The sequence below is a fragment of the Bacillus sp. SRB_8 genome, assembly GCF_003264205.1.
GTDB classification, from domain to species: domain Bacteria; phylum Bacillota; class Bacilli; order Bacillales; family Bacillaceae_G; genus Bacillus_A; species Bacillus_A mycoides.
In genome coordinates, this window is sequence record NZ_NADT01000018.1 from 393,226 (window position 1) to 408,161 (window position 14,936).

Genomic DNA, 14,936 nt, shown 5'->3' on the forward strand with positions numbered 1-14,936 from the left:
TGCTACCTCCACTAATAAATTTAAAAGGAAGTGGAAACCTCATAAGAGGTAACCACACCTTTTGTAAAAGTTATATATGAATGATTAGCGACGGCTAATAATGTCGTGACCGTTGCGTAAGTATGTGCTACGAGAGTTTTTCAAGCTTGCAATGCGCTCTTCAGCTAGACGATCTGCTGCTACATAAGTTGCTATGCCATCGCGTTTTGAAATTTCGATTACTTTTGCAATTGTGTCATAAATAGACTCAACACGTTTTAATGCACGTTCTCTATTGTATCCATATAATTCGTCTGCTACGTTAATTACGCCACCTGCATTAATAACATAGTCTGGTGCGTATACAATACCCATTTCATGAATAAGGTCGCCGTGACGATCTTCTTTTAATTGGTTATTTGCAGAACCAGCGATTACTTTTGCTTTAAGTTGTGGAATAGTTTCATCATTAACTGTTGCGCCTAATGCACATGGTGCGTAAATATCACATTCAACACCGTAAATTTCATTTGGCTCAACTGCTGTTGCACCGAATTCTTCTACTGCACGTTGTACAGCTTCTTTATTAATATCTGTAACGATTAATTTTGCTCCTTCAGCGTGTAAATGTTTGCATAGGTGATACGCTACGTTACCAACACCTTGAATAGAAATTACTCTTCCTTCTAGGTTATCTGTACCAAATGCTTCTTTTGCAGCTGCTTTCATACCACGGTAAACACCGTATGCAGTTACTGGAGATGGGTTACCAGAAGAACCGAATGATGGTGAAATCCCTGTTACAAAATCAGTTTCCTCATGGATAATATCCATATCATCTACTGTTGTACCAACATCTTCAGCTGTAATGTAACGTCCGTTTAGTCCTTGAATGTAGCGTCCTAATGCACGGAACATCGCTTCGCTTTTATCTTTACGTGGATCACCGATAATTACTGTTTTTGCACCACCTAAGTTTAAACCAGCTGCTGCATTTTTGTATGTCATCCCTTTTGCAAGACGCAATGCATCTTCAATCGCCGCTTCTTCAGAATCATATGTCCACATTCTTGTTCCACCAAGAGCTGGTCCAAGTGTTGTATCATGGATTGCAATGATTGCTTTTAAACCAGATTCTTTATCTTGACAAAATACCACTTGCTCATAATCATATTTTTCTAAGTATTCGAAGATTTCTAATGTCATTGTCGTTTCCCCCTAATTGTTTTACCCTATTTGGTTTATTTTGAAGCAGTCGCAACTGCCAATGCTAATGAATATACTTTTGTTTCTGCTGAATCAGCACGTGATGTTAAAACAATCGGTGCTTTAGCGCCAGCAATCATCGCTCCTACCTTTGCATTTGCAAAATAGACGAGTGATTTATATAGCACATTTCCAGCTTCAATCGTTGGGACGAGTAAAATGTCTGCCTTACCTGCTACATCACTTACTATGCCTTTATGTTCTGCTGCAATTTGTGATACTGCATTATCTAAAGCAAGTGGTCCATCAACGACACAATTTTTAATTTGTCCGCGGCGATTCATTTGAGTTAACATCGCTGCATCAATTGTCGCTTGCATCGCAGGATTAACAACCTCTACCGCTGCAATTGGCGCTACCTTTGGCAAATCAATTCCTATTGCCTTGGCAACTTCTACAGTATTTTGTATAATAGCAGCTTTTTGTGTTACATCAGGTGCAATGTTCATCGCTGCGTCTGTAACAAAAATAAGACGATCGTAATTTGGAACTTCAAACGCTGCAACATGTGAAAGCACGCTGCCCTTACGAAGTCCCCACTCTTTATTTAATACAGCTTTCAAAATATTTGCTGTTGGGATGTTCCCCTTCATTAGCACATCTGCTTCGCCATTGCTTACAGATTTAACAGAAAGTTCTGCAGCCTCAGCACTTGACGCTGCTGCAATCACTTCAATATGTTCTGAAGTTTGTAACCCATGCTCTTGTAGCATCCCTATTATTTTCTCTTGATTTCCATATAGACGAAATTGAGCTAGCTGTAACTTGATTGCTTTCGCTACAGCTTCAATTACTTCATGATCTTCAGCTACTGCTACAGCCACAGTTTTTTTAGGCTGTCCTGCTGCTTGATCAATTAAGTGTTCTAACTTCATATTTTGTAATCAACCCTTTCCGTCGTCCCTCGTCTATTCATTAAGCAAATACCGTGCCAACTTTCAAAAGTGGTCTTACCAATAATGAAAACGCATTCAAAATGCAGTAAAATCAATACTTTGGAAAACAACGAAATATTCTGTCTCGTTTTGTCGCTTTTTGTATACCACGCAATAAATTGCACGGTACGCAATTTATTGCATGCTATTTTTTGCACAGTTATACTTTTCTAGCTTGTAATATAAGTTTCGAACTGAAATTCCTAACGCTTTTGCAGTCTTCGTTTTGTTCCCATCAAATTTCTCTAAATATTCACGGATAATATTCCCCTCAAATTCTGTCACTAGGTGTTCAAGGGCCTTCTCTTCTAATTCAGGTAATAAATTATTTTGTTTCGTCTCTACTTGTTCTTCTTTATGTAAAGGCGGTAAATGATGTACATCAATATATATTTCGTTATAATTCATAAAGATAATAGCTCGTCCTAAAATATTTTCAAGTTCCCTAACATTCCCTGGCCATTCATATGATTGTAAATACGAAACGGCTGAATCGGTGAGTCCTTCTACATTACGACCATAATCTTGATTAATTTTTTGAATTAACCTTTCTGCAATCGCTGGTATATCTCCTTTACGCTGACGAAGGGAAGGAATTTGAATCGGGATTTTATTTAAACGATAATATAAGTCCTCTCTGAACTCTCCTTCTAGAATGCCCTTTTCTAAATTCACATGCGTTGCTGCAATTACCCGGACATTAATAGGTATCGCTTTCGTTCCCCCTACTTTCACAATTTCTTTTTCTTGTAGCACACGAAGGAGCTTCGCTTGCGTATTTGCAGATAACTCTCCGATTTCATCTAAAAAAATACTTCCATTATTCGCTTCTTCAAAGAATCCTCGTTTCCCGCCTCTTTTCGCTCCAGAAAACGCGCCTTCCTCATAACCGAATAATTCACTTTCTAATAAGGTCTCAGAAATAGCAGCACAGTTTACTCGTACAAACTTATTGTATTTTCGATTACTACTGTTATGAATAGCGTGTGCAAATAACTCTTTCCCCGTACCAGATTCCCCTCTAAGTAATACTGTTGCCGGTGTATTCGCTCCAAGTTTTGCTTGTTCAATAGCTGCCGTCGTTTCATCTGAATCACCAACAATATCATCAAATGAATATTTTGCTTCTAACGTTCGAATAATTTGTCTTGCCCTATTCAATTCATTTGTTAACTTTTGAATTTCTGATACATCGCGAATTACCCCGACGCTCCCTTTCAATATTCCATCGACAATAACCGGTGCTACGTTTACAATTACATCTCGCTTTTTTTGCCCAATCTTCATATGTATTCCTCGTACCGCTCGGCGCGTCCGAAGTACTTTCATATGCATACTTTCACCTTCCACAATATCAGTTGTAGCCGGCTTCCCAATAATTTCTTCTTCAGTCAAACCCGTTAACTTCGTATAAGCAGGGTTTATAACTAGTCCTCTTCCTTTCTCATCAACAACCGAAATTGCTTCCTCAGATGAGTTAATAATCGCCTCAAGTAGCGTTTGAATTTCTTTTAAGTCTGTAACTTCTTCCGCTAAATCTACAACTTCTGTAATGTCTTTAAAAATCGCAAATGCCCCTTGAACCTCTCCACCTTCTTTTAATATCGGAATACGCGTTGTAATAATCTTTTTTTCATTCTCTAACGTCAGTTCATGATTCACTTCTATTTTTTTCGTGCGTATAATACGAAGCAACTTACTCGTTGGAATAACTTCTAAAATATATTTCCCTATTGCTTCCTCTTTTTTATATCCAGTAATACGCTCTGCGCTTTTATTAAACAGACGAACTTGTCCCTCTTGGTCTATAACAATCATACCGTCATGCGTTGAATTTAAAATTAAATTCCCTTGTTGCGTCTGTTCTTCTAGCTTTCCAATTAAGCTTTCCTTCTCATGCGCTAGTCTCGTAACAATTTTTGCAATATCCCCTGGTATAAGAAGGGTGTCTTTATGCTTGCTTCCCAATAAAACTTTATGTAAATCATAATCACCTGTCATATCAAACATTACATCAATATGCATAGAAAGAAACGGAGTTACACTATCACCAATCGGAACCCCATATTCCTTTGCGATTTGTAATCCTTTCGCAATTGGATTACTATCAATAACTCCTATAATTTGAAATATATTCGAATTTTGCAACAGACTCAGCAGTGTACTCCCACCTTCACCTGCTCCAACAATTAACACATTTTGTTTCATACATTACACTTCCTCTCGAAGTATCTCTGCAAAATTTTTCACATTCTTATCTTACTCGTTCAGCAACCTCTTGACAAACCCCCATTCCATATAACATCATTAAAATACACAAAATAATCTGAAAAGGAGCGTTATGTATGCAGCGTTACCTCGCTCTATTATTAGCACTCATCCCCATTTCATTAGCCGTGCTTGGTATTAAACTAATGAGAGATACTGTATTTGGGATTTTGTTCTCCCCAATCCCTATATTATGGTTACAATTTTTAATCGGCGCTCTTTGCTTCGCACTCGGGTTTTATATCTTCGGCGGCTTCGTCTTACACAGAGATCGTAAGAGAAATAAAGTACAAGCACGCTTCAGAAGATAAAACAAAGTTTTCACATATCATAAATAAAAAATGAGACCATTATATTAGGTCTCATTTTTTTATCGGTAATAAAGTTCTTGCTGTTTCAGGATAATCAGTAATAATCGCTGATATATTCATATCAAAATATTTACGCATAAGCGTTTCTTCATTTATCGTGTAAGGACGAACCTCCACACCACTTCCCATCGTTAATTCAGCGATAGCATCTTGAAGATAACGATAATTCGGATGTACTGCAGTAGCACCCATCTTTTTTGCATATGCCCACGGGCTATGCAAACCTTCACGATACAAAATAGCTGTTTGAATATCAGGAGCCATCATATGACATCGCTTCATACTGTAGTGATTAAAAGAAGAAAACACAATCCGATCCTCTAGACTAAACTTACGTACAAGTGTTATAACCTCTTCTTCTAAACCTCTGTATGGGATTTTATTATTTTTCAGTTCAATATTGAGTAGCAATTTCGTTTTTGCGAGCCATTCTAACACCTCTTCTAGAAGAGGTATTTTGCAAAAACCTACTTTGTCACCGAATTTATAACTCGCATCCAACTTACATAAATCCTCATATAAATAATTTCGAACCGCACCTTTTCCATTTGTTGTCCGATCCACCGTTTCATCATGAATAACGACAACTTTTCCATCTTTCGTGAATTGAACATCGAGTTCAATTCCATCTGCCCCCAAAGCCTCTGCTGCTTCAAATGAAATCATTGTATTTTCCGGATACGTTCCCGCCGCACCACGATGCGCAAATATAAGAGTCATCCTCACTCCCCCAATCTTATGCTATACTATACGAAAAAGGAGGTACTTCTATGAGACCATTACAAATTTCTCCAGACACTGCAGTCCGCCTATCAAAAGCGTTAGGTGTTCCACTTGAACAACTTATGCATATGCCACAGCATATTTTAATCCAAAAGTTAGTTGAATTAGAAAAACAAAATAAAGACGAAGAATAATATAGTCCTGTTTTGCAGGGCTTTTTATTATTATCTATTATATCATGGATGACTTCCCCGCTAAAATCTAATCCATTTACAGTTTTAAGAAACTCCTCATATTCACTCGGTAAGTCAACATTAAAATTCTCTTTCACACGTTCTCTTAATTTACCAATTTCAGTATCCGTTGCGGGTGTATTCAGTTTATCATTAAAACTTCTCTCTACCTTTTCAATTTCTAAAATCAGATTTTTCCACATATAAAAACCTCTTTCTAAATTTATTTATTCTCCTTTAGGATAGATGTTGTATTTTGGTATAGGCCAGCTTATGTCTGCACTATCTCCATCTTGTAAGTGTCTAGTTCATGTACATTAAAAAAGCTTATGCAAGTTATACATAAGCTTTTTATTCATGATTAGATATTTTTCAAATCCTACGCCTTAAAGTAAGTCTTAAAAAGATTAAATATAATAGTCAGGATTTTCATTCATTTTAATTAAAAATCCCTCTAACGAATCCGCTATCTTTGTTGAACCATAATATACAGGACATTGACCTAATTCATTTGCCTGCTTAAATTTTAACGTTAAAAAGCTTGATTCATTAATTTCAAAGAAAGCTAATGATTCTTCATCATCAATATAATCATATCTAGGGTTTTCTTCATACACATCTTGTCTAAGTCTTAAATCCGCAACGGATTCAGGGTCCATTAGACGGTTAACAAAGTACTCAGAATTACTTTTCACAAAACCACTACCGACATTTTTATAAAAATATCTTAGTTCCTTCGGGAATTTAAATCCTATCATTCCTTCAGCCTCTTGTATTTCATCATCATATATTTTAAAAAATACGGTTTCATATTTATCTAAAACTTGTTCTGCTTCAGTTCTATCAAATGATACCTTTTCCAAATTTGTGAAATTAAACATAAATATTACCCTCCATATAAGTGTTATCTTTTGAAAATCTCTTTAGCGATTTTTCCTTTTCCATGTATTCCACCTTGATGTTCATCAGGGTATTTAGCTGGATGTAGATTCCACCATTCATGTGCACCGTTATATGTACTTTCTATAATGTGATGTGCATCATAATTAGCGGTTTTTTTACGTAAAGGCAAACCTTTCTTTGAATACACAACTTCTTCATAAGTAGGCCATTTTTGGCCAGTCTTAAGTTCCCAATCCTTAATTAAGTTAGTGCGTAATTTATCAAATTCTGCCCGTCTTTGTGCAGTCTCTTCTTTACTTAATTTACTATAAGCATTATCTTCTAAAGCTTCCTGTAGTAATTCCTTCTGATTTTCAGGAATCTTTCTATTTGTTATTTCTTCTACTTGGCCAAGATATTCTTGGAATTTAGGTGTATTTAAATTACCAGGGGCAGCAAACATAAATGTATTACGTGCTTCTTCTAAAGAATTAAAAGAAGTTTTCGGAATATCTCTAAACTCACCAACGCCAGCATATGCAAAGCGGTCTCCCGTTTGCAATTTATTTGTATAATGCGAGATACCTTCTGATACCTTTGCTAAATTCGTACCCTTTGCAAGTGTAGTGACTTTGCTTATTCCTTTATCACCAATGAGACCTAACCCAACTTGAGTTAAAGCATAACTTCCCCACCTTGCCCGACTTTTAGCATCACCATTTATTACATCATTAATAAATGAATCCGACAATGCATTATACATGGTACTAAGGGTATCAATAGGGTGCAAGGCAGCGTTCCCCATGTTCTCCCATGTTTCCCAATCTCCTAAAGCTTTTATTCCGTCTATTGTATCGCTAACTGCTTGTCCTGTACCATCTAGAATACCTTCCCATGTTTTTTCCAGTGTAGATTTTTCAGGTAGCTTACCGCACATTGCACCTTCGTCAATTGAATTGGCAGCTTGACGTGCCCTCTCTTCTGTAATTGCTTGAATTGAAGTTGTCCACTCCATATTCAACCCTTGTGCACTAAATGTACCACTTGCAGGACTAAAGCCTTTTCCACTTTGTACCTCTGCTAAACCTGTCGCAATGCTAGCGGCTAGTTGGAGTGCAGTATCATAATTATTACTAGAAGTATAATTAAATTCATATAGATGTTCTAATTTTTCTTGCAGTTTTTTCCTCATGACAGTAAAAAGATTCGCCATAGCGTCCACACCTGGGATTGGCATAGCTTGACTGATGACTTCCATACTTGCTTTCATTCGGTCAATTTCTCGAATTTGTTCTAATATTTCTTGTTCGATTACATCTGTGGAAGCGACTTGTGATTGAAATTGACTTGGAAAAGCATCATTCTGAAGAATTAACTCTTCACACAGATAAATAATTCCTTGTGCTAAAGGACGAAAGGTTTGTACAAAAAATGATTTTGCACTGCTATACGTTTGCCCTTGTAACACAGTATCAATTGCAAAAGCGTCAATCGACTGAATGACTTGTTCCATACCTTGAATAGTAGCAGTACATACAGCGTTCATGCTTTGAGTTTGGTTTTGTACTTCTCCCAAATACATATTTAAACTCATGCGTTATCCTCCCTTGCTAGTTGTTGCTGTTGATAGGAAAAATCATTTTTCACTCGAACCATAATACCCCTTCTTTTCCTAGTATTTCATAAGGAAATTATACCATGCTTAATTATTGCACCGTTCTAAACACTTGGCTTTTTTTAATAAAAATTTAATATGCCTCCTTTCAAAATATACCCTTCCTTAACTTCTCCTTGGCAGACTCAAGGATTCGCCTCACTTTCTCAGGGTGATTTATACCGTATAAACATCCTAAATCTCTATATGATAAATGTGGGCTTTCTAAATACGTTGTTATTAAATTTGCTTCAGTATTATCACAATACTGTTCTATAATATTGCGAAGATAATTAGCAATCGTTGTTTCACTAATGGTCTTTCCATAATCAGTTCTACGTGTTGGATAATTAATTTGTTCACTAGCTGTATTAGATGTAAATGTGTATTTACCACGTTCCCTTAAATATTTAATATACGTCCGAATATGAAGAGGTTTTACCTTATCAACATCCGTAACTTTTAATTCTCTTTCTAAATATGAAGCAAAAAGTTTTCAACATTCATCTGAAAGTTATTCATACAACAAAAAAACCGCCTAGCTATTGGGATTAAAATTTCAATCCAATAAATAGAAGGTTTTTAAATTAACCGCCAATTACCTATGTACTTTATTGCCTACATACGTAATTCGTTGGTTATTAAATTTTGTTATGAAATACGCTTAACGCCTTGATATTACAGCGTTTACGAAGCCTTATGTTCAAGTCTTAGCTTATCCGCAACCATTGCGATGAACTCAGAATTCGTAGGTTTTGCTTTTGACATGGATACAGTATAACCAAATAAGGACGAAATAGAATCAATATTCCCACGGCTCCAAGCTACTTCAATTGCGTGACGGATTGCGCGCTCGACACGGCTTGCTGTTGTATTATATTTCTTTGCAATATCTGGATATAATACTTTCGTAATAGATCCTAGTAATTCGATATCATTGTACACCATAGAGATTGCTTCTCGTAAGTACATGTACCCTTTAATATGAGCGGGTACACCAATTTCATGAATGATACTTGTAATACTCGCATCTAAGTTTTTCGGTTTTCCATCGATCGTTGTTGCTGATCGGAAAGATGGTAATGGACGTTTAATAGTAGCACTTTCCTTACCACTAACTTGACGAATATGACTTGTTAAATTCTCCATATCAAATGGTTTTAATATGAAATATGATGCCCCTAAATCAACCGCTTTTTTCGTCACATCTTCTTGTCCGAATGCTGTCAACATAATAACGCTAGGTTGTCTTAACCTTTCAATATGTCGCATTTTCTCTAGCACAGCTAGACCATCTAAATGTGGCATAATAATGTCTAAAACGAGTATATCAGGCTGCTTTTCTTTCAATAAGTTTAAACATTCTTGACCATTGTAAGCAATTCCGATAACTTCCATATCATCTTGGGCAGCAACATAACTCTCTAGCATCGATACCAATTCTTTATTATCATCCACAAGACATACTTTAATTTTCTCCACAGTTTTTCCTCCCTTACCGAATCGATTCTTCCGACATGTGTAAGCTTCTAGGCTACATGAATTGTTCGACAATTGTGTGAAAATTCCCTTTAAAGTTTCTTACTTTCCGATAAAATCACAAAAAAATATGTTTATCGTTCATTTTTTTACTTTCGCAACACATTCCATCATAGAATTACAGCGAAACGTTCAACCCTTTGCTTATATCTTACAACAAAAAACAGCTCTTGCGGAGCTTTTACAAAATTTCAACGAATTTTTCAAAAGAAAAGCGAGCTAATATGTATTAGCTCGCTTTTTTCTCTTGATCATAAATATTAATTCTAGCCTCATGTAACATCCATTCAATATGAACACCGTATCCTGACGTTGGATCATTTACAAATACATGTGTAACCGCACCAATTACTTTCCCATTTTGTACAATCGGACTTCCACTCATTCCTTGTACAATACCACCCGTTTTTGCTAGTAAACGTTTATCTGTCACTTTTATAACCATACCTTTTGTAGCCGGGAACTTTTGTGGTACCGTACTAACAACTTCAATATCAAACGCTTCCACCTTATCTTGATCAATAACTGTTAATATTTTCGCTGGCCCTTCTTTTACTTGATGGGATAATGCGATAGGCATTGCTTTATCCATTATGCCGTTTGTCATATCTGTGTTTAATTTCCCAAAAATACCATACGGGCTATTTATTGTAATATTACCAATCACTTCACGATCCGGTGAAAATCTTGCTAATTTTTCTCCCGGGTTCCCGTGACTTCCTCTTTCAATAGACGTTACTGTCGAACGCATAATTTGTCCATCTTCTACTTGAATTGGCTTTTTTGTATCATTATCGGAAATTACATGACCAAGCGCTCCATATTTCATGGAATCTGGATGTACGAATGTCATCGTTCCGATACCAGCTGCTGAATCACGAATATACAGTCCAATTCGGTAAGAGGATTCACCATTGTCTTTTTGTGGTGTTAGCTTAGCACGAATATATTTTCCATCTCTTAATAAAACAAGATTAAGCGGTTCACCTGTTTCTCCACTATTATGAATAAATGGTGCTACATCACTCATTCTTTCAATTGTTTTACCATTGATTTCAGTAATCATATCTCCAATCTGTACACCAGCTGTTTCACCAGGAGATACTTTACCCTTTTCAGTTTGAATTAAATGATGGCCTACAACAAGTACACCTTTTGTGTTCAATTTTACACCAATCGATTGTCCACCTGGAATAACTTTAAAATCTTTTAATACTTTCACATTTACTTTTTTCACTGGAAAACCAGCAAGTTGAAACACCATATCAGCTTCACCATTTTGGTGAGAATTTACCATAAGTTCTTGTTCATTTGAACTTACAGTAAATACATTACGATTTATAGATGCAGCCTTAAAAACTGGTAATGATGCTATTTCTAATTGTTGTCCTTCAAAAACAACAAGTTGCTTCGGCGATGAAATAAACGTTCGAAGCGGTTTAAAACATCCAATAAAAACTAGAGAAACAAGGAGACAAAGACCTATTATTTTTCGAAATCTTTCTAATTTCAATTTGTTCACTCTCCTCGCTCCTACCCCACATTCAGCCTCTTGGCTTCACTTTTTAATCTCTCCTTGCAGCGCTTTATTTATAACCGGAAGAATTAAGAAATCGTCATTTGAGAAAAAAAAGCTATCCATTACTGGATAGCCTCTGCTGTCTGTTTGAAATGATGCGCTTGCGTAAGTAACTCTTTCGCATGCTCTGTCGTTAAATCTGTAATTTCAACACCAGAAATCATTCGAGCAATTTCTGTTACTTTTTCATCCGTACTTAACACAGTAACCGATGTAATCGTACGATCATTCGCCACTTGTTTTCTAATAAATAAATGAGAGTCCGCCATTGAAGCTACTTGAGGTAAGTGCGTAATACAAAGTACTTGCGAGTTTACTGATACACGATAAATTTTTTCCGCAATAGCCTGTGCAACCCGACCACTCACACCCGTATCCACTTCATCAAAAATAACAGATGCGACACCTTGATGCTTAGAAAAAATGCTTTTTAAAGCTAAAATAATACGAGATAACTCTCCGCCAGAAGCGACCTTTGAAAGTGGCTTTAACGGTTCACCCGGATTCGTTGAAATATAAAATTCCACATGATCGTAGCCATCCGCCGTAAGTTTTACCGGTGTTCCTTCCACGAGAGGTTCTTCTACATTTCCTACCCTCTTCATAATTCTCACTTCAAATTTCGTTTTTTCCATATATAGTTCTTTTAATTCTTGATGAATAGCGCTTGTAAGATGATCTGCAAGCTCATGACGCATAGTACTTAACAACGTTGCTTCTTTTACAATAACACCTTCTAATTTCGTTAACTGCTTTCTCGTCGTTTCAATATGTACGTCTTTATTTTCAATCGTAAAAATTTCTTGTTCAATTTTATCAGCATACGCTAAAATCTCTTCTACAGTATTTCCATACTTTCTCTTTAACATACGGATTTCATTCAAACGTGTTTCAATTTCATCTAGACGTTTCGGATCATATTCCATCATATCTAATTTTTCTCTAAGCTGGTATGCAACTTCTTCTAATAAGTAATAACTATTTGCAATAGAATCATGATTTTCTTGATACGCTTCATCTAAGTGCGTAATACTCTCCATTTGTCCCATTGCATTTCTTACGTGATCCAATCCCTGTCCGTCTCCACTTAACGAACGATACGCATCTCCTAATGCTTTATAAATCTTTTCAAAATTGGAGATTTTTAATCGTTCCTCAGTCAATTCATATTCTTCATCCATTTTTAAATCCGCCTTACGAATTTCTTCATGTTGGAATTGAATTAAATCTAGACGATGGGCCATTTGTTGTTCATTTTCACTTAAAGATTTCAGCTGTTTTTTTAACTTCTCATAGTCTGTATATACATTTTGATATATGCCCAATTGTTTAACAATGCGATTTCCATCAAAATGATCAAGCATAAACATATGACGCTCTTCATTCATTAAATCTTGTGTTTCATGCTGTCCATGAATATCAACTAGCGTTTTTCCAATCTCTTTTAATATGCTGAGTGTAACAAGTTTCCCATTTACACGACAGACACTTTTTCCGTTCGCAGCGATGTCACGCTTCAAAATAATCATGCCATCTTCTATTTCTATATCTAACTCTTCTGCCTTTGCGATACATGGATGTTTGTCATCTTCTACATAGAATAAGCCTTCTATCTCAGCCTTTTCTGTTCCATATCGAACAAATTCTGCTGAACCACGGCCACCAACAAGCAAACTAATTGCATCAATAATAATGGATTTTCCAGCTCCTGTTTCACCACTTAAAACGGTTAAACCTTTTTGAAAAGAAATATTTAATGCCTCAATAATAGCAAAGTTTCTGATCGATAATTCCGATAACAATGCCCCATTCACCTCGTTATAAACTAATCCCCTATTAAGGGCTTTTCTCAGTATTCTTCATTCAAATAGTTATACTATATGTTTGTATGTATAAATTACTCTTCTAACCCGCTCCATTGTACCAAACATTCGTTTTACGGGTCAATCCACCTATTTTCTAACTTCATTCAAAAAAAATAATGTATTGTATTTGAAAATCCGTATTTTTCGCCAATAAAAATATCTTGTTTACTTTCCACTTTACAGAGGAAAGTAAACAAGATTTTTCTGTTAAAGCATATTTAAGAAACGATCAGAGACAACACCTGTATCTTCAGGTGTACGGCAAATAATTAAGCAAGTATCATCACCACAAATGGTTCCGACAATCTCATCCCACTCTAAATGATCAATGAGTGCCCCAAGTGAATGAGCGTTACCAGGCAATGTTTTTAGCACAAGCATATGTCCTGCCGTGTCTAATTTTACAAATGAATCCACTAGATTTCGTTTTAATTTTTGCAACGGATTAAATCGTTGATCTGCTGGCAAGCTATATTTATAGCGGCCATCATGTAATGGCACCTTCACTAAGTGCAGTTCTTTAATATCGCGCGATACTGTTGCTTGCGTTACATTAAACCCCACATTACGTAAAATATCAACTAGTTCATCTTGTGTTTCAATTTCTTTGTTAGCAATAATTTCCCTGATTTTAATATGGCGCTGACCTTTATTCATACATTTGCACCTCACACTATCTCTTACCATAGTTTAAACATTGGTATACTTCATTTATTTATGTTACCGTATAATCCATTACTTGTACACAATTGTTTTTACAATCATTATACGATTACAACAAAAAGAGGAACAACATATGTTATTCCCCTTTCCCTTTTTGTTTTAGAACATCATGTGCTTCTGTAACAACTTGCTCAATAGAAACCGGAGAATGATTTTCGCCATTCTCACGCTCACCGTGCCACTTTAGATGAATTAAAAATTCAATATTTCCATCCCCGCCTGTAATTGGTGAGAATGTTAAACCTTCGATATTATAGCCTTCCTTAAGAGCAAAATCGACAATCATTTCCACGACAGCTTCATGTACTTTTCTATCACGAACAATGCCTTTTTTCCCGACTTGTTCTCGTCCAGCTTCAAACTGAGGTTTAATCAATGCAGCTACATCACCATTTGGCATAAGCATTGTTTTTAAAACCGGCAATATAAGCCTTAATGATATAAATGAAACATCAATACTTGCAAACTGCGGTAAACCACGCTCTAAATCTGCCGGTGTCACGTAACGGAAGTTCGTTCGTTCCATCACAACAACACGCTCATCTTGACGCAATTTCCACGCAAGTTGATTATATCCTACATCTAATGCGTAGGATAACTTCGCCCCATTTTGAAGCGCACAGTCTGTAAAACCACCAGTTGATGAACCAATATCTATCATAACCTTATCTTGTAAATCAAGTTGAAATGTTTCTAATGCCTTTTCAAGCTTATAACCACCACGGCTTACATACGGCATGACTTGCCCTTTCACCGTAATCTCCGTATCTTGTGAGATTTTCTCCCCTGGCTTATCGAGTCTCATTTCATTCGCATATACAAGACCTGCCATAACAGCACGTTTAGCCTTCTCACGCGTTTCTATAAGCCCTCGCTCTACTAATAGTACATCTACTCTTTCTTTTTTTACGCTCATTTG

At 36.2% G+C, this 14,936-nt stretch carries 13 protein-coding genes and 1 pseudogene; 2 read left to right on the forward strand and 12 right to left on the reverse strand.

The window, feature by feature from the left end:
* Positions 1–84 precede the first annotated feature (84 nt).
* From B5P40_RS12075 to B5P40_RS12090, 3 genes are all read right to left on the reverse strand, one after another.
* Positions 85–1,185, reverse strand: coding sequence for a leucine dehydrogenase (locus B5P40_RS12075; RefSeq protein ID WP_002015088.1), 1,101 nt, complete (start codon positions 1,183–1,185; stop codon positions 85–87).
* A gap of 35 nt (positions 1,186–1,220) precedes the next feature.
* Positions 1,221–2,120, reverse strand: coding sequence for a phosphate butyryltransferase (gene yqiS / locus B5P40_RS12080; protein ID WP_002190640.1), 900 nt, complete (start codon positions 2,118–2,120; stop codon positions 1,221–1,223).
* A 195-nt stretch (positions 2,121–2,315) separates the two neighbouring features.
* Positions 2,316–4,388: a sigma 54-interacting transcriptional regulator gene (locus tag B5P40_RS12090; protein WP_002190641.1), complete on the reverse strand. Its 2,073-nt coding sequence runs from the start codon at positions 4,386–4,388 to the stop codon at positions 2,316–2,318.
* 137 nt (positions 4,389–4,525) lie between these two features.
* Between B5P40_RS12090 and B5P40_RS12095 the strand changes: the two genes are divergently transcribed.
* A complete protein-coding gene (locus B5P40_RS12095) occupies positions 4,526–4,759 on the forward strand; it encodes a DUF2627 domain-containing protein (RefSeq protein ID WP_001190193.1) in 234 nt (77 codons plus the stop codon).
* Between the two features lie 51 nt (positions 4,760–4,810).
* Here the strand turns inward: B5P40_RS12095 and B5P40_RS12100 are convergent, their stop codons facing one another.
* Positions 4,811–5,539 (reverse strand): glycerophosphodiester phosphodiesterase, encoded by a 729-nt coding sequence (locus B5P40_RS12100; RefSeq protein ID WP_113709275.1) that lies wholly within the window; start codon positions 5,537–5,539, stop codon positions 4,811–4,813.
* A 50-nt stretch (positions 5,540–5,589) separates the two neighbouring features.
* Here B5P40_RS12100 and B5P40_RS12105 point away from each other — a divergent pair, with 50 nt between their 5' ends.
* Positions 5,590–5,736 carry a YycC family protein gene (locus B5P40_RS12105; protein ID WP_001247671.1) on the forward strand — a complete coding sequence of 49 codons (147 nt, stop codon included), beginning with the start codon at positions 5,590–5,592 and terminating at the stop codon, positions 5,734–5,736.
* Between the two features lie 38 nt (positions 5,737–5,774).
* Here the strand turns inward: B5P40_RS12105 and B5P40_RS12110 are convergent.
* The 8 genes and pseudogenes from B5P40_RS12110 to B5P40_RS12160 all read right to left on the reverse strand — a co-directional run.
* Positions 5,775–5,978: pseudogene (locus B5P40_RS12110) on the reverse strand (YrhA family protein); the annotation flags it as partial.
* A 204-nt stretch (positions 5,979–6,182) separates the two neighbouring features.
* Positions 6,183–6,656, reverse strand: coding sequence for an SMI1/KNR4 family protein (locus tag B5P40_RS12120; RefSeq protein WP_033731242.1), 474 nt, complete (start codon positions 6,654–6,656; stop codon positions 6,183–6,185).
* Positions 6,657–6,679: 23 nt separating this feature from the next.
* On the reverse strand, positions 6,680–8,251 hold the full coding sequence (locus B5P40_RS12125) for a T7SS effector LXG polymorphic toxin (RefSeq protein WP_113709276.1): 1,572 nt from the start codon (positions 8,249–8,251) through the stop codon (positions 6,680–6,682).
* 747 nt (positions 8,252–8,998) lie between these two features.
* Positions 8,999–9,793, reverse strand: coding sequence for a sporulation transcription factor Spo0A (gene spo0A, locus B5P40_RS12135; RefSeq protein ID WP_002015081.1), 795 nt, complete (start codon positions 9,791–9,793; stop codon positions 8,999–9,001).
* A gap of 286 nt (positions 9,794–10,079) precedes the next feature.
* Positions 10,080–11,372 carry a SpoIVB peptidase gene (spoIVB, locus tag B5P40_RS12145; protein ID WP_113709277.1) on the reverse strand — a complete coding sequence of 431 codons (1,293 nt, stop codon included), beginning with the start codon at positions 11,370–11,372 and terminating at the stop codon, positions 10,080–10,082.
* Between the two features lie 119 nt (positions 11,373–11,491).
* Positions 11,492–13,231 carry a DNA repair protein RecN gene (gene recN / locus B5P40_RS12150; protein ID WP_002088564.1) on the reverse strand — a complete coding sequence of 580 codons (1,740 nt, stop codon included), beginning with the start codon at positions 13,229–13,231 and terminating at the stop codon, positions 11,492–11,494.
* A 270-nt stretch (positions 13,232–13,501) separates the two neighbouring features.
* Positions 13,502–13,951 (reverse strand): arginine repressor ArgR, encoded by a 450-nt coding sequence (gene argR, locus B5P40_RS12155; protein ID WP_002015076.1) that lies wholly within the window; start codon positions 13,949–13,951, stop codon positions 13,502–13,504.
* A 142-nt stretch (positions 13,952–14,093) separates the two neighbouring features.
* On the reverse strand, positions 14,094–14,933 hold the full coding sequence (locus B5P40_RS12160; RefSeq protein ID WP_002015074.1) for a TlyA family RNA methyltransferase: 840 nt from the start codon (positions 14,931–14,933) through the stop codon (positions 14,094–14,096).
* Positions 14,934–14,936: the final 3 nt, after the last annotated feature.

Excerpts from the sequence above, each read along its gene's own strand:
- B5P40_RS12075 (WP_002015088.1), bottom strand. The coding sequence starts at position 1,185 with ATGACATTAGAAATCTTCGAATACTTAGAAAAATATGATTATGAGCAA.
- yqiS (WP_002190640.1), bottom strand. The coding sequence starts at position 2,120 with ATGAAGTTAGAACACTTAATTGATCAAGCAGCAGGACAGCCTAAAAAA.
- B5P40_RS12090 (WP_002190641.1), bottom strand. The coding sequence starts at position 4,388 with ATGAAACAAAATGTGTTAATTGTTGGAGCAGGTGAAGGTGGGAGTACA.
- B5P40_RS12095 (WP_001190193.1), top strand. The coding sequence starts at position 4,526 with ATGCAGCGTTACCTCGCTCTATTATTAGCACTCATCCCCATTTCATTA.
- B5P40_RS12100 (WP_113709275.1), bottom strand. The coding sequence starts at position 5,539 with ATGACTCTTATATTTGCGCATCGTGGTGCGGCGGGAACGTATCCGGAA.
- B5P40_RS12105 (WP_001247671.1), top strand. The coding sequence starts at position 5,590 with ATGAGACCATTACAAATTTCTCCAGACACTGCAGTCCGCCTATCAAAA.
- B5P40_RS12120 (WP_033731242.1), bottom strand. The coding sequence starts at position 6,656 with ATGTTTAATTTCACAAATTTGGAAAAGGTATCATTTGATAGAACTGAA.
- B5P40_RS12125 (WP_113709276.1), bottom strand. The coding sequence starts at position 8,251 with ATGAGTTTAAATATGTATTTGGGAGAAGTACAAAACCAAACTCAAAGC.
- argR (WP_002015076.1), bottom strand. The coding sequence starts at position 13,951 with ATGAATAAAGGTCAGCGCCATATTAAAATCAGGGAAATTATTGCTAAC.
- B5P40_RS12160 (WP_002015074.1), bottom strand. The coding sequence starts at position 14,933 with ATGAGCGTAAAAAAAGAAAGAGTAGATGTACTATTAGTAGAGCGAGGG.